Here is a 15,588-nt window from a genome sequence, read left to right on the forward strand (position 1 = left end):
ATAGCAAAAGGGTACAGACTTAATCTTTTTAGATTAAGTCTGTACCCTTTTGTTTTCGTACTTTATTTTCTTACTGATAAACCTGCGCTTTCCTCTCTTTTCACAACCGTTCCTTCATGATCAATTTCTAACTGACAAGCTTGCATAGCCGGAAATACTTTTGCTAATTGCACCGCAATTTCCTGACGTTTTTCATACGGGGTCAGAATAAAAACCGCTGGTCCAGCACCGCTAAGCGCAGTTCCATATGCTCCAATTTTTTTTGCATACTGGCGGATTTCTGGTAATAAGGGAATAAGCTGTGAACGATATGGTTCATGAAACAGATCCCTTTCCATCATTTCACCAACAATTTCCCATTTCTTTTGGCATAACGCTGCCACTAATACGTTACTTACCGCGCTAGCACGAACTGCATCATGAAAGTGAAATGTCTCTGGTAATACAGAACGACTTTTATTTGTATTTAATTCTTCATCAGGAATAAGAGAGATTACCCCTAATTCTTTACTCTCTATTCTAACAACAGATACATGCCCCCCATCCATCGCCCCAATAACAGTACCTCCTAAAATAGAAGCAGCTACATTATCAGGGTGTCCCTCAAAATTCGTAGCGAGGTGAATTTTTTCGTCTGTTGTTAAATGTAATTCCCCAAGTTGATTTGCAAGTTCTATTCCCGCTACAATGGCTGATGCACTACTTCCTAACCCTCGCGCGAGCGGAATATTACTAGTAGCTTCTATTGTATGTGGAGATAAAGAAGGACATACTTTAAGTGCCGTACTTACAATTAAATTTCTTTCATCACTGGGAATTGAAGAATCAAATGAATGTGCAACATACCAATGAGTTGACTTTTCTTTCACAGCTACTTCCAAATATAATGATAACGCTATTCCAACAGAGTCAAAACCAGGCCCTACATTTGCTGTACTAGCTGGAACACGAACTTTAAATGGAATCACGAAACAATCACTCCTTTAATATGTTCTTTTATTTGTTCCATATCATTTGAAACACTTGCAATTTCCAAATGATTAGAAGCAATAGCAATGTCAGGGTCTTTTAAACCATTTCCTGTTAACACAGCAACAACTGTCTCTCCCTTTTGAATTTTCCCTGCTTGAACATGTTTGATTACACCCGCCAGAGAAGCATTTGACCCTGGTTCTGCAAAAACTCCCTCTGTTTTCGCTAACAATCGATAAGCATGTAAGATTTCTTCATCTGTCACCATATCAATCTCACCATTTGATTGTTCCGCTGCTTCTACAGCGTAGGACCAGCTTGCTGGATTACCAATGCGAATCGCAGTTGCGACTGTTTCTGGTGAATCAATGACATGACCTTTAACAATTGCAGCTGCTCCTTCTGCTTCAAAACCATGAATTTTTGGCTTTTTAAATCCCTTCTCTTTTTCATACTCACAGAAACCTTTCCAATACGCCGTAATATTCCCAGCATTTCCAACTGGAATAGCAAGAACATCTGGTGCTTTTTGCAACTGATCACAAATTTCAAACGCAGCTGTTTTTTGACCTTCAATTCGATATGGATTCACCGAGTTTACTAATGTAATCGGCTCTTCTGCCGCAATTTGGCGTACAGCTCGAAGCGCATCATCAAAGTTTCCTTCTATCGAAATAATCTCTGCTCCATATGCGATTGCTTGTGCTAACTTTCCATGAGCAATTTTCCCTTCTGGTATAACAATAATGCACTTCATCCCAAGGCGAGCAGCATATGCCGCTGCCGATGCGGATGTATTGCCTGTTGAAGCACAAATGATTGCTTGTGACCCTTCTTCTTTTGCTTTCGCTACGGCCATTACCATTCCTCTATCTTTAAAAGATCCTGTTGGATTAGCACCTTCATATTTCCCATATAAATGAATCCCTAATTCTTTAGAAATATTCAGAAGTGGAATAAGTGGTGTATTTCCTTCCATTAAGCTTACATCTGGTGTATGATCATTCACTGGTAAATAAGAAGCATATTGCTTTAATAATCCTTTATACATATTGTTTCTCCTCCTCAATAGCGTAATAACTCTTTATTTCATTCGCTACACTCTCTATTGATGCTAAAACTTTTTCAAACTGATATTTTGAAGTTTGATGCGTCACAATCACAATTTCCGCCAGCTCTTGATTGAATGGCAATTGTATAATTTCTTCTAAGCTAATCAACCCATTAACGAAACATTCTGTTATTTTTTGAAACATTCCTGGTTCATCTCGCAATAAGATACGTAAAAAGTATTTCGAAACAACTTCTTCATCCCGTTTTAATTTATAAGGCACTGACTTTTTTAGCACATCTTGACTTTTCATTACTTGATTCATATTTTTAACGATTGAAATAATATCACTCACTACAGCAGATCCTGTTGGTAATTTTCCAGCCCCTGGCCCATAAAACATAACTTCCCCAACAGCATGACCGTGTACATATACAGCGTTAAATTCGTTGTTCACATTAGATAGTGGATGATGGCTCGGTAATAAAGTAGGCGCTACGCTTAAGTTAATAGCCGAACCTTGCTTCTCCGCTTTCCCAACCAGTTTCATAGTATAACCTAGTTTCCTAGCCATTTCTAAATCTTCTTTTTCGACATTTCGAATCCCTCGAACACGTACATCATCTAAAGAAACATTCATCGAAAATCCTAAATTTGCAAGAATAGCCACTTTTCGCGCAGCATCTAGTCCATCTACATCTGCTGACGGATCTGATTCTGCAAACCCTAGCTTTTGTGCTTCTTGCAACGCTTGTTCATATGACCAACCATTTTGACTCATTTTTGTTAATATATAATTTGTTGTACCATTTACAATTCCCATAATTTTTTCAATATGATCAGAAGCTAAGCCATCTACTAATCCTCTTAAAATTGGAATCCCTCCAGCTACACTTGCTTCATAATACAACTGACAGCCATTTTCATTTGCTAACTTTAATAATTCATTACCATATACAGCCATTAAATCTTTGTTTGCAGTTACGACATGTTTTTTATTGCGTAACGCTCTTACAATAGCCTGTTTTGCTTCTAGAATTCCGCCCATCACTTCTACTACGATATCAATATTAGAGTCTTCTAAAATTTCATTTGCATCATTTGTTATCAGGATTCCATCAATTGAAACATCACGTTCTTTTTCCACATCACGTACTGCCACGGCCTTTACCTTCACTTCATATCCTGTATCAAGGCTAATTTTCTCCTTGTGATCTTCCAAAATATGAACGACACCGCTCCCTACAGTTCCAAGCCCTAATACTCCAACGTGTACTACATTCTTCATTTTTAAATCTCCTCCTATTTTTCAAAATACTGGATGATTAACTTCTTCCTATTTGCGCAGTCAATGGTGGTTCTCGTTCGGACCAATTGTTTCACTCCAACTGCACCTCCTTTCAATTCAGCAATACATAAAAAAAAAAAAAAAAACACTCATCCCTATAAAAGGGACGAGTGTGCTTTCGTGGTTCCACCCTTGTTCCAATCCAAATATACTTCTATTTTGAATTGCTCAAGTTCAGATAACGGCTGAGACCGCCAATAATTACTAGATTACTCGTTCACTACCAGAGTTCAAAGGTGGTAAGATTATTTCTCGTGTTAGGAAGCTCGCAGCCTATGGCTTCCCTCTCTGCAAACCGTGAAAATGACCTCGTGTCCTTATCATTACTTTTCGTTCGGTTCTATTTGTTAATTCATTATACGTACATATTACAAAAAAGCAAGAAAAGTTTTTATTTTTTTTAATTTTTAAATATTTATTCTATAAAAAAAACACACTCTCCCTATAAAAGGGACGAATGTGCTTTCGTGGTTCCACCCTTGTTCCAATCCAAATATACTTCCATTTTGAATTGCTCAAGTTCAGATAACGGCTGAGACCGCCAATAATTACTAGATTACTCGTTCACTACCAGAGTTCAAAGGTGGTAAGATTATTTTTTGTGTTAGGAAGCTCACAGCCTATGGCCTCCCTCTCTGCAAACCGTAAAAATAATCTCGTGTCCTTATCATTACTTTTTCGTTCATGGCTACTTGTTAAATTATTATAATTACGATAATTCAAAAAAGCAAGCCTATTTTCAAAGAAATATTCCTTTTACTTTTCGTATAGCTTTTATCCTAAAACATGATTAACGTTACATTTTATATCTTAAAATAACAATTTCACTCATACAGAAACCTATAAACTCTTCATCAAAAAATGCGGAGTTAAGATAACAAACACTTATAAATCTTTTTTATTAACCTTTACTACATACTGGCTACCATTGAAGCAAATATCTTTCTAGTTTTTATATATTCATTATATTTATATACTTCCTCAAACCATACACAATACAATTTTTTAATATAACCTTTTCGTATAACTTTCTTCTAACGATCGTGCCACTTCTTCTTCATTTACATTCACTTTGGCATGATCAACAAGTATTTTTGCCGCTGATGGTAATGCTTTTTTTTCTAACCAAGAATCTGGATTCCATAATTCAGAACGTATAAATGCTTTTGCACAATGAATAAAACATTCTTCTACTTCCACAACAATTCCCAATAGCGGACTGCGACCATTTACTTGCATCTTCTCTAAAATCTCTTCATCGTTTGTAATAGCTGCACGCCCATTTATTCGTAATGATTCTCCAAGCCCTGGAATAAGAAAGATAAGCCCCACCTTTGGGTTAGATAAAATATTAAGAATCGAATCTACTCGGCGATTCCCCGGCCTTTCTGGAATTACAATTTGATTTTCATTTAAAACATGTACAAATCCAGGTGCATCTCCTCTTGGCGAAGCATCACAATACCCAAACTTATCTGAAGTAGACATTACAAGAAACGGAGATTTAGATAGAAAATCACGACAATGATGATCAAGAGATGGAATCACTTTCTTCACCGCACGCTCACTTGGATACCCTAAAATAAGACGTAATTCTTCTTCCGTTGAAATGAAAGAGTTGATTTTTGTTTCCTCCAGTCCCATTCAATATACCCCCTTGATTTTTCTTTATTTTCCCAAAATTACATACAATTATTGTATACTAAACTATATAGAAAGGGGAATATAAATGACAGAATGGTTAACGATATTTGATGCAGAAGGAAACAAAATTGGAAAAAAACTACGTGATGATGTACATCGTGACGGTGATTGGCACGAAACATTCCATTGCTGGTTTGTGGAAAAAGAAAATGAAGACATGTTGTTATACTTCCAATTACGAGCTAAAAACAAGAAAGATTTCCCAGGAAAATGGGATATTACATCTGCTGGACATATTATGGATGGTGAAGATGCACGAATAGGTGGTCTTCGTGAAGTAGAAGAGGAATTAGGCCTCTCCTTTCAAGCTACTGATTTAGAATACAAAGGCATTTTTAAAATCAATCATGAAATCCCGCACTTCATTGATCGTGAAATGTGTCATATGTATTTTCACGCTGTTACAAAATCACTTCCGTTTGCACCAGGTGATGAAGTTGAAGATGTAATGAAAGTAAATGCGGCTTCTTTCTTACAACTGTTAAAAGGGGCAATTTCCTCTACAACAGGTATTCCAGTTGTAAACAAAAACGCTAAACCTATTACAATAACATTTGAAGATATCTATCCATATGAACTCGAATATTATGAATTTGTTGTGGAAAAAGGACAAGCTATGCTAAAAAAATAGTTTTTTAAAGTTTGCATCATCAAGGATTGGTAAAGTGAAACTTTAATCAGCCCTCACCAGTCGGGTTTGTACGAGCAGTTGATTCCCCCCTAACTTCTTTGCTTTTGCTGAACTTTGAGGTGGGATTCTTACTGCCCGTTAATGCGGGGCAAATACAATTCATTATTCCTCTAGTGTCTTTAATTTCTTCTCTACCTTTACAAACATACGAATGATTAATATAATCATAAGACTTAAGATCACAATCGTTGTATGCGTATATTTAAATAGCAATCCAATTGCGCTCCCTACTAAAATCATAAAAACACCATTTTGTTTCATAACTTCAGCACTATATCGATTTCCAGCATTCCATAGATCTTTATTTTTCATTGAACGCTTTGTTCGATACCCGTATACTGCGTTAATATCTGTTGGTGGATTTTTTTGCAATATGAGTGCAGTTAGTATAAATATAATACCGATTAACATGCTCATCCCTATATTTACAAGTGCATATGTCATCTTATCCTCCCTCTCACATCCACACACCTATTTTTCAATACACATCTTTATTATACAATAAAAATTAATCACAACCTATATTTTCCATAACAAAAAAATACACCACTCTTGTTTAAATGATGTACAAACTGAATACAGTATTTTATGTCCATTCCCCAACCTCATTGTTTTATATTTACTTTCTCTGTTTCGACGTTTGAAACATGCTAGGAAGCGTCACAAATCGTGATCCTTTTGCTTTCAGTTGAGGAATAATTCGATCTAATGAGTCTACGGATCCTTGCAAGTTCGCTCCTGGGGTAGAGTGTTGTAATATAACACTTCCCGGAAACGCATTTCCTAATACAGTATTTGTAATCTGCTCTGCACTTACACCTTTCCAATCAACTGTATCTACACTCCACTGTACAATCATAAAGTTTTGCTCTGTCGCCCATCCCAACTGTTTTTCAAGTATTTCACCATAAGGTGGACGTATAAACTTTGGCGCATACCCCACCAACCTCTTCAATGTCTCTTCTGTTTTTACAATTTGATTCCGGTATTCTTCATCACTCACTTTAGCTAAATTGGGATGATTGTACGAATGATTCCCAATAATATGACCCTCATTCGCAATTCGCTTTACTACATTAGGATACCTTTCTGCATTTTCACCTAGAAGAAAAAAAGTACCTTTCACACCATAACTTTTTAGCTTATCTAATATTTGCGGGGTAAATACAAGATCTGGCCCATCATCAAATGTAAGAGCAACCTCAGCTTTATTAAATGGTCCTGAAAACGCATAAGCATATTTTTCAACCCATGAAAACGGAGTCCAAGAGCCTCGAACCTCCTCCTCACTTTGCACTTCGTTACCTAAATCAACATTTGATAAATTATGAATCGAACTAGGATAATTTTGATAATAAAAAGGATCTGAATACGGTATATAAGAATACGGAGTATAAAAAGGAATATTACGTTCTAGATTCCACTGAAAAGGACTAAACATTTCGGATGGATAAAAATAGTACATGATAAAAACCTCCCTTATATTTTATATGTCGTTCATTCGAATTTTGTTAGAAAGGTCCATATTCACAAACAGAAATAAGACCGTCCCACCTTTGGAACGATCTTACTTCCCTTCTATCTACTTAATAAATTTCTTGACTATCTCTCGGTAAAGACTTCACATGCTCTAAATAGTTTGTCACTCTATCATCATCAGTTTGTGGATATTTGTAACTAAAATAGCTAGCAATCCCGATTGCAGTTTCTCTAAATAAATTCCCCATTATAAAGACAGACTTCCAAATGTTTTCATACTCCGCATTTGAAAAAGTCTCCACATATTGTTTCCACACGTCCTGCTCAAGGTATTTTTCAAAATACTTCCCAAACTTTCCAGCGCTTACTGTAAAATTTGTCTTCATCCCAATATGCCACTCTAGCATCTGCACCAGCATATCTCGCACAGGACCTTCAAGCATCTCTTTTACATAAGGTAGTTCTTCTCTCCACAGCCCCTTAGCAACATTGGTACTACACCACCAAAACTCATTACAGCAATCTGTAAATTCTTTTTCACTTAGCCTAGTTATAAGATAATCTGAATCACTTGCTGGTGGGAACGGTTCAATACAGCTATCTTTATCCAGAAGAAGTACACTTAAGCTATCTCTATCAAGAAGTTCCTTTACTAATTCTACTGGAATTAAAGTCAAATCGATTCGATTCCCGTCTATAAACTGCATCAAATAAGGAAATCTTCCATCCTCTTCGGGTGGAATTAAAGTGCTTTCTTCTGGCATTTGTACAATCATTCTTTCTCCAAATTTATTAATCCAGCTGTGATCAGATGTGAATAACCTTATACCTTTCACCACATATATAATATCGTAATCTTGAAAACAATCTTTCTTCACATTTGGATTCACACGAGAGCCATTCATAATAACTGCACGAATCCGTTCATCTTCTCTCGCTGTATTTAATATTAAATCCATCATTTCTTTTTCGCTTCTCATATTTTTATAACCTCCAAATTTTATTATTCCACTGTACTCTATTCGTTTCGGAGGAGCACGAGAAGGATTTCCTGTATTCCATACACGTTATAACATATCAAATAGTTTCTTCATTTTTTCTCCTCCTAGTCTACTAGATCTATAGCCCCATTTAAATTTTATCACTCTGTTACAAGCGCCATTACAAATCCATCATATCCTTTACTCCCTACTGTTTGAATTGCTGTGGCAGTAACACGTGGTTCATTAGCTATTAACTCATAAAAACGACGTATTCCTTGCACGCGCGGGTCATCACTTGAAGCATTAATCACTTCCCCTTCGCGCACTACATTATCCCCTATTATTAAGCTACCAGGCTTTGACAGTTTAAGAGCCCATTCAAAATATGCAGGATTGTTTTGTTTATCTGCATCAATAAAAATAAAATCAAATGGTTCATGGTTTTCATTAGCTATTTGTTGTAACGAGTCTACTGCCATCCCTGTTCGTACATGAACCACATCACTCAATTTAGCTTTTTCAAAATTAGCACGAGCAATTTCAGCGTGCTTTTCACTTGTCTCAAGCGTAATAAGACGACCACCTGTTGGTAAAGCTCTTGCAAGCCATATTGTACTATACCCTCCTAATGTTCCAATCTCTAAAATATTTTGTACTCCATGAATTTGCACTAACAATTGCAAGAACTTTCCTTGAGCTATCGAAACATCATGTGCTGGTAGATCAGCTTTAGCATTCGCTTGAAGTACCTCATTCAAAATAGGATCAGTTGGCACAAGCAAGTCCGTAATATAATCATCGAAAACCTTCCATTTATCGATATGATTCATGCCAATACCATTCCCTTCTAATTATGTAAGATAACCCTTCAATATCATTATAGACGAAAAATTCAGACTGAAAAATAAATAAAAAAGATTTGGCCCTAAGCCAAATCTTTTTTATTTATTTTTACGGATTAGTAGACCAAAGTCCAGCCGATTTAATAAATGTACGTTTATTTAATTTCAGCTGGGCTACGATAAACTCTGCAATATCTTCTGCTTGCATAACTCTATCTGGATTACCATCTGTTAATCCTAGATCTACTGCCATATCCGTCGCAACTGTACTCGGTGTTAAAGCCGTTACACGAATGTTATGTTTACGTACTTCCATCGCTAACGATTCTGTTAAACCAAGAACACCAAATTTAGAAGCACTGTATGCACTTGTTACTGGTGCACCTTTTTGTCCTGCCGTAGATGAGATGTTAATGATGTCACCAGACTGTTGTTCAATCATACTTGGTAATGCTGCGCGAGTTGCATAGTATACACCCATTAAGTTGACCTGGATAATTTTTTCCCAATCAGCAACATCTAGTTCTAAAAATTTACCAAACTTAGAAATACCCGCATTATTAATTAAAATATCAATAGAACCTAATCCACTTTTTAATGTTTCAATAGCAGTAGTCACTTCTTCATATGAAGATACATCCGCAGTAGCAATTACAGCATTGACACCTTCTGCCTCCACTTCTTTCGCAACTGCTTTTAAGTTCTCTTCAGAGCGCGCTAAAAGACCAACATTTACGCCTTCTTTTGCTAAAGCAATCGCTACAGCACGACCAATTCCTCTTCCCGCTCCTGTAATTAATGCATTTTTCCCTTGTAATAATTCTGCCAAATATAACACTCCTCAATGATTCTAAATTGCTTTTTCCTATCATGAATTCTATCTGCATCTAATTTAAAATGCAATTATGCACTTTTATGTGCGTAGGTTACTTATAAGTAACTATTGTGTTCAATGTACGATTCACAAATTACATATGTAACCAGTTTTAGATAACGTATCCTTCTTATTTTTAATATATAATCAACTTATAAATAGGAGGGATGAAAATGAGGAGAAAAAAACGATTAGGAGGAATTATACTAGCTGGATTGATCATAGTTATATTAGGATTATACTCTTGGTACGGAAATCCTATAAACTATAAAAAAATTGAAAATGATACATATCATTATCTTCAAACTAATAAAGGATACAAAAAAGAACATATAAAAAGTATAATGGGATCTTACGCACATGTAGTATTTACGGATGAACCTTATTTTACATATGTTTATCAATATGATACTAACAAGAAAATAATACAGGAAAACGGGATTTTAGGAAGGCATACTGAACTATTTGAAAACAAAAATCTAAACTGGAGCCTCTTTGATCAATTAACAACAGGTATTCACAAAAACTTAGCAAAAAGAGGTCTAAAAAAAGATAAAGATTATTCCATACGTCATGTTCAATTCATTGATGTGGATGATGATAAAAATGGAGCAGAAGCCTTTGTAGATTTTAAGAAAGATAAAGAATCCCATTATGTATATCGCATCAACAGCGAAGGACTAGCTTATCAACATAGGTGTGAATATGGGAAATGTTCTTTTAAAGAATAAATCTTTTATAAATAGGACATGCCCTATTTATAAAAGATTGTTTTCCCTAGATTTAACCATCATTGTTTAATTTATAAATTTACTATCAGGGATTGAGATGATAAACTCAGTTCCATTTCCAACCACACTTGCTACCTGTATTTTCCCCCGATGAAGATCAATCACTTTCTTCACAATTGCCAATCCTAAACCACTGCCTCCATACGCACGATTTCGTGATGAATCAGCTTTATAAAAGCGTTCAAAAATATGCTCTCTTTGTTCTTCTGAAATTCCAATTCCTGTATCACGAATATGAACTTCAGCCTGTTCGTCATTTTGTATTAATTGAATTGTAATTGCTCCGCCATTTGGAGTAAATTTTATACTATTGTGAAGTAAGTTTATCCATACTTGGCTCATACTTTCTTCATCTGCAGTGATATACATTTTCTCTAAAGATAATTCTAGCTCAATTTCCTTTTCACTCCACAATGGCTCACAATTTAGCACAATTTGTTTTAATTGTTGATCTAATCGATATGTTACTCGCTCTGGTACATACTCTTCAGATTCTAACAATGTTAATTTAAGCAAATTATGGCTAAGCTTAGATAGTCTTGTTGTCTCTGTTTCAATAATAGTAAGATAATGTTTTCTCTTTTCATCTGGTAAGTAATCATCTTGGAGTGCGCGCGCAAACCCTTTAATCGATGTTAACGGTGATTGAATTTCATGCGAAACATTAGATACAAATTCTTGTCTCATTCTTTCCATTACATTCAATTCATCCGCCATTTCATTAATACTTTTCACAAGAACACCTATTTCTCCATCATACTGCTCTTCATTCCTTATTTTTACGGAAAAATCACCTTTTGTAATTTTCTGTATCGGCTCAATAATGGACCAAACCATTGCTTCTCGCTTTGGTCTCATCAAAATACCAATTAACATACTAATAAGAACAACAAATAAAAATCCAAGTATATCACTAATAAGAAACGTGACAAAAGGTGATACTTCGATTTTAAGAACACGTAACACATTCGACGATACAAAAAATGCAATTGACCACATAGCAATGAGAGTGGAAAACACTCCTACAATACTCCCCGTTACCTTCCAAAACTTTCGCCTGCTCATTTCCTTACCTCTAATCGATAACCTAGCCCTCGAATTGTCTTTATTGTAAAACCTGATTGTTCTTCCTGAAACTTCTCACGTAAACGATTAATATGAACATCTAATGTCCGTTCATTCCCTTCAAAATCATAACCCCACACTTCTTCAATCAATTGTTCCCTTGAACATGTTCTACCTACTTTTGAGCCTATCATAAACAATAGCTCGAATTCTTTTAAAGGTAATGTTATCGCTTTTTCTCCGATGGTAACTTCAAATGTTTTATGATTTAACAACACATTTCCGACTTGAATAGACTGTGACACAGTGATCTGATATCGCTTCAGTAACGCTTTTACTCGTACAACTAATTCTAATGGATCAAAAGGTTTTACGAGATAATCATCCGTCCCCAACTGGAACCCTTTCACCTTTTGCGAAGTTTCTCCTTTTGCTGTAAGCATTAGAAGAGGGATGTCGTAATATTTTCTTAATTCATAGCATAGTTCCCAGCCATCCATATTTGGCATCATGATATCGAGTATAACCATATCCATTTTCACTTCTTCTATTTTCCGGAGAGCATCCATCCCATCAATCGCCTCGTATGTTTGAAAACCTTCTCGCTCCAAAAACACAGAAACTAACTCTCTAATGTGTGGATCATCATCTACTACTAAAATTCTCGGCATCAAATCATCACCTCTCCTCTTTCATCATGCCAGTTATAATGATGAATAAGCAGTGAAGTTAAAAAAAATCTCTACTGCTTCAAAATCCAATACTACAATCGTTTTATCCCGCTATTTGCGGGCAGTAAGAACTCCACCTCAAGATTCAGAGAGAAACGAGGGAGATAGGTGGGGGATCCACTGCCCGTAAAAGCCTGATTGGTGAGGTCTGATAATCAGTTGGGTATGAAGAAAACCCCCACTGATTAAAGTTTCACTTTATAGCGCTCCCTCTTTAATTTTCAATTGCTGCGTTGCAAATTCTCGGTACATATCATGAGAACGTAACAATTCATCGTGAGAGCCACTTCCTGTAATTTTTCCTTTTTCAATAAAGATAATTTTGTCTGCATCTACAACAGTAGAAAGTCGGTGTGCAATCACTAAAGTTGTTCTGCCTTTCATTAGGTTATTTAACGCTTTTTGAACAACAGATTCCGATTTACTATCAAGACTGGACGTCGCTTCATCTAACATTAAAATTTGAGGATTTCGGAGCAACGCACGAGCAATTGCAATGCGTTGTCTTTGGCCCCCAGATAATTTCACACCACGTTCGCCAACTTCTGTATCGTATCCTTTCGGTAAATCATCAATAAATGCATCAACATAAGCCATCGCTGCCACTCGTTTTATTTCTTCTTCACTTACTTCCCCTTCTACCCCATAACAAATATTATCTCGGATTGTTCCATCAATTAACGGGCTATCTTGTGATACATATCCAATTTGACGTCGCCATGATTGTAATGAGTATGTTGAAATAGGGTCTTTTCCTAACTTTATTACACCACTCTTTGGTTCATAAAAGCGTTCTAATAAAGAAAATAAGGTTGTTTTCCCACTACCACTAGGTCCTACTATGGCAGTTACTTTTCCTGATTCAATTGTAAAATGAATATTTTGTAGTACCTTTTCTTCTTCGTTATACTCAAAATCTACATTTTCAATCAAAATAGATTGCTTTGCATTCGTTACCTGAATACCATCTATATGATTTTCAACTTCATATTCTAAAATAGTATGAATACGTTCTGTTGCACCAATTGCCTTTTGGAATTGTGTAAAAAACATAGAAAGTTGACTCATTGGCATAACAATTTGCACTAAATATAGAATAAATGCCACAAGTTCCCCAGTTGTTAATGCACCACTAGAAACACGCATTCCGCCGTATCCTACAATAATAACAAGTAGCGCCATTAAAACAAATGACATAACTGGCGTAATGAGAGCCTGAACTTTTCCTTCTTTCAAACCAAATTGTAATAACTTCTGAATTCCTTTGTTACCATTTTCATATTCTCTAGATTCTGTATTTGAAGATTTCACCAAGCGTATTTCTGATAACACTTGGTTTAACACACTCGTAAAAGAAGCTGTCTCATCTTGCAACGTTTTAGAAATTTTATACATCATTCTTCCAAGGGGCACTAAAATCAATACAGATAACGGAATAACAGTTAATAGTAGAACTGTCATTTTCCAATCTAAAACAAATAATACAATTAACGATCCAACAATAGAAATACCACCCGTTAATAAGCTAGACAGGTGCTCTGATATTAACGTTCTTACAACACCTGTATCGTTTGTCATGCGACTAATTGTGTCACCCGTTTTGTTTTGATCATAGTAAGAAACCGGTAAAATCAAAACTTTTTTCCATAGTCGTTCTCTAATTCCTGCTACAATTTTTTGCCCAATATAATTGAGTAAATAAATGGATAATCCTGACGCGATTGTTTGAACAACAAAAAATGTAACTAAGCCAACAATTTGCATTGTACTGATTGAGGAAATCGAAAAATTATCAACTAATCCTTTTGTAAGTATTGGAATAAACAAACTTGCCCCTGTTGACAACAAACTCATTACTAATGCAAATATAAGAATACTGTTCGGAGGATTTGTATCTTGAATAAGCCGTAAAAACTTCCTCCAACTTCCCTTTTTCTTCTCTGTATTTTGTTCCATTTCTGGTCATCTCCTTATTTCAAACCAAGCGGTTATTTCTAAAACTAGAATACGGTATGAATGTAAACTGAATGTAAACGGTCCACTTATTTGGTAATAAAACACATCAAATCTCATCTTTACAACAGGCATAATTATCTGATATTATTACCTGGTACTTATACAAATGAGCATTCTTACGTTTCAAAAAAAGGAATCATACAATAATGATTCAAATATATATAAACTGTATTTTTACAACCTACTATTGTAGGAATATCACATAAACCTTACTAATCTTCATTGATTGAGAGGAGTATCCCTTTGCAAACAAACAAGAATCCCGAAAAAAAAACCATTATATTCATTCATGGATTAGTTGGAAATCGTCGTGCCTTTAAAAAGGAATATAAACGTTTTTCTTCTTCCTACAATATAATAACGTATGACTTGCTAGGACATGGTGAAGACAAAGGACAAGCAATCGAATTTTCTTTAGACCGATTAGTACAACAGCTATCTGACCTTTATGAAAAAGAAGGAATTGAACAAGCTCATCTTTGCGCCTTAAGTTATGGTTGCTATATTGCTACTATATTTGCACACAAATACCCTGAAAAAGTATTAAGCCTTTGCCATATTGGTGGGCATTATAATAATCCATCCCTTTTATATAATGTCTTTCGAAAATTTTGGGATAAAAGAGAACATGACTATTCTACTTGGCTATATCAATATGCAAATACAATTTTCCCAAGTGGAATATTAAAAGCAAATCCATTTGCAGTCATCTCAAAAAACATTTATTATCGCTTTGGGTTACAACTACACTCGTCCATTATTGTTGAATCGCTCAAGCACCGTTTAGAATTCGATTTAAAATCTCGTTTAAAAGAGCTGTCGCAGCCTATTCTATGGGTAATGGGAGAACATGATCACCTCTACAAATCTTGTCTATTCGACTTAAAATCTATTCTACCGAACGTGTTATACAGGGAAATCCCGCTAGCTGGGCATGCCGCAAATTTATTTCGCCCTAGTTATTTCCATGATTTATATTCTCGCTTTTTACACGGAGATTTAAAATAGAAAAATATATATTCGTACAAAATGAAAAAAAGA

General features: G+C 35.5%; 15 protein-coding genes and 1 other annotated feature. Of the genes, 3 read left to right on the top strand and 12 right to left on the bottom strand.

The features are described 5' to 3' along the window. Positions 1 to 62: 62 nt before the first annotated feature. The 4 genes from thrB to KFD70_RS15410 form a co-directional block, all read right to left on the bottom strand. Positions 63 to 968 carry a homoserine kinase gene (gene thrB / locus KFD70_RS15395; RefSeq protein ID WP_336453555.1) on the bottom strand — a complete coding sequence of 302 codons (906 nt, stop codon included), beginning with the start codon at positions 966 to 968 and terminating at the stop codon, positions 63 to 65. Next, positions 965 to 2,023 (bottom strand): threonine synthase, encoded by a 1,059-nt coding sequence (gene thrC, locus KFD70_RS15400; RefSeq protein WP_336453556.1) that lies wholly within the window; start codon positions 2,021 to 2,023, stop codon positions 965 to 967. The genes thrB and thrC overlap by 4 nt, the downstream gene beginning before the upstream one ends. Next, entirely contained in the window at positions 2,016 to 3,311 is a 1,296-nt protein-coding gene (locus KFD70_RS15405) for a homoserine dehydrogenase (protein ID WP_336453557.1), read from the bottom strand. The genes thrC and KFD70_RS15405 overlap by 8 nt, the downstream gene beginning before the upstream one ends. Positions 3,312 to 3,817: 506 nt before the next feature. Then, positions 3,818 to 4,051: a binding site (T-box leader), on the bottom strand. Positions 4,052 to 4,376: 325 nt separating this feature from the next. Continuing rightward, positions 4,377 to 5,015 carry a pyridoxamine 5'-phosphate oxidase family protein gene (locus KFD70_RS15410; RefSeq protein WP_336453558.1) on the bottom strand — a complete coding sequence of 213 codons (639 nt, stop codon included), beginning with the start codon at positions 5,013 to 5,015 and terminating at the stop codon, positions 4,377 to 4,379. Positions 5,016 to 5,100: 85 nt separating this feature from the next. Between KFD70_RS15410 and KFD70_RS15415 the strand changes: the two genes are divergently transcribed. Next, positions 5,101 to 5,706, top strand: coding sequence for an NUDIX hydrolase (locus KFD70_RS15415; RefSeq protein WP_336453559.1), 606 nt, complete (start codon positions 5,101 to 5,103; stop codon positions 5,704 to 5,706). 162 nt (positions 5,707 to 5,868) lie between these two features. On the opposite strand, the gene KFD70_RS15420 is transcribed toward KFD70_RS15415, so the two are convergent. From KFD70_RS15420 to KFD70_RS15440, 5 genes are all read right to left on the bottom strand, one after another. Continuing rightward, positions 5,869 to 6,210 carry an SdpI family protein gene (locus KFD70_RS15420; protein WP_336453560.1) on the bottom strand — a complete coding sequence of 114 codons (342 nt, stop codon included), beginning with the start codon at positions 6,208 to 6,210 and terminating at the stop codon, positions 5,869 to 5,871. Between the two features lie 175 nt (positions 6,211 to 6,385). Then, on the bottom strand, positions 6,386 to 7,231 hold the full coding sequence (locus KFD70_RS15425) for a peptidoglycan-N-acetylglucosamine deacetylase (protein WP_336453561.1): 846 nt from the start codon (positions 7,229 to 7,231) through the stop codon (positions 6,386 to 6,388). Between the two features lie 121 nt (positions 7,232 to 7,352). Then, on the bottom strand, positions 7,353 to 8,225 hold the full coding sequence (locus KFD70_RS15430; RefSeq protein WP_336453562.1) for an aminoglycoside 6-adenylyltransferase: 873 nt from the start codon (positions 8,223 to 8,225) through the stop codon (positions 7,353 to 7,355). Positions 8,226 to 8,386: 161 nt separating this feature from the next. Then, complete coding sequence (locus KFD70_RS15435; protein WP_336453563.1) at positions 8,387 to 9,058, bottom strand: O-methyltransferase; 672 nt, start codon at positions 9,056 to 9,058, stop codon at positions 8,387 to 8,389. Positions 9,059 to 9,179: 121 nt separating this feature from the next. Beyond that, a complete protein-coding gene (locus tag KFD70_RS15440) occupies positions 9,180 to 9,899 on the bottom strand; it encodes a 3-ketoacyl-ACP reductase (RefSeq protein ID WP_336453564.1) in 720 nt (239 codons plus the stop codon). A 212-nt stretch (positions 9,900 to 10,111) separates the two neighbouring features. On the opposite strand from KFD70_RS15440, the gene KFD70_RS15445 reads away from it, so the two are divergent. Next, a complete protein-coding gene (locus tag KFD70_RS15445; RefSeq protein WP_336453565.1) occupies positions 10,112 to 10,675 on the top strand; it encodes a hypothetical protein in 564 nt (187 codons plus the stop codon). Positions 10,676 to 10,741: 66 nt separating this feature from the next. Here the strand turns inward: KFD70_RS15445 and KFD70_RS15450 are convergent, their stop codons facing one another. From KFD70_RS15450 to KFD70_RS15460, 3 genes are all read right to left on the bottom strand, one after another. After that, positions 10,742 to 11,815, bottom strand: a complete 1,074-nt coding sequence (locus tag KFD70_RS15450; RefSeq protein ID WP_336453620.1) for a sensor histidine kinase — start codon at positions 11,813 to 11,815, stop codon at positions 10,742 to 10,744. Next, positions 11,797 to 12,474: an envelope stress response regulator transcription factor HitR gene (gene hitR / locus KFD70_RS15455; RefSeq protein ID WP_336453566.1), complete on the bottom strand. Its 678-nt coding sequence runs from the start codon at positions 12,472 to 12,474 to the stop codon at positions 11,797 to 11,799. Before hitR ends, KFD70_RS15450 begins: the two co-directional genes overlap by 19 nt. Positions 12,475 to 12,729: 255 nt before the next feature. Further along, entirely contained in the window at positions 12,730 to 14,487 is a 1,758-nt protein-coding gene (locus KFD70_RS15460; RefSeq protein WP_336453567.1) for an ABC transporter ATP-binding protein, read from the bottom strand. Between the two features lie 303 nt (positions 14,488 to 14,790). Here KFD70_RS15460 and KFD70_RS15465 point away from each other — a divergent pair, with 303 nt between their 5' ends. Further along, positions 14,791 to 15,555 (top strand): alpha/beta fold hydrolase, encoded by a 765-nt coding sequence (locus KFD70_RS15465; protein WP_336453568.1) that lies wholly within the window; start codon positions 14,791 to 14,793, stop codon positions 15,553 to 15,555. Positions 15,556 to 15,588: the final 33 nt, after the last annotated feature.

The sequence above is a fragment of the Bacillus pfraonensis genome (genome assembly GCF_050768835.1).
GTDB lineage: Bacteria > Bacillota > Bacilli > Bacillales > Bacillaceae_G > Bacillus_A > Bacillus_A pfraonensis.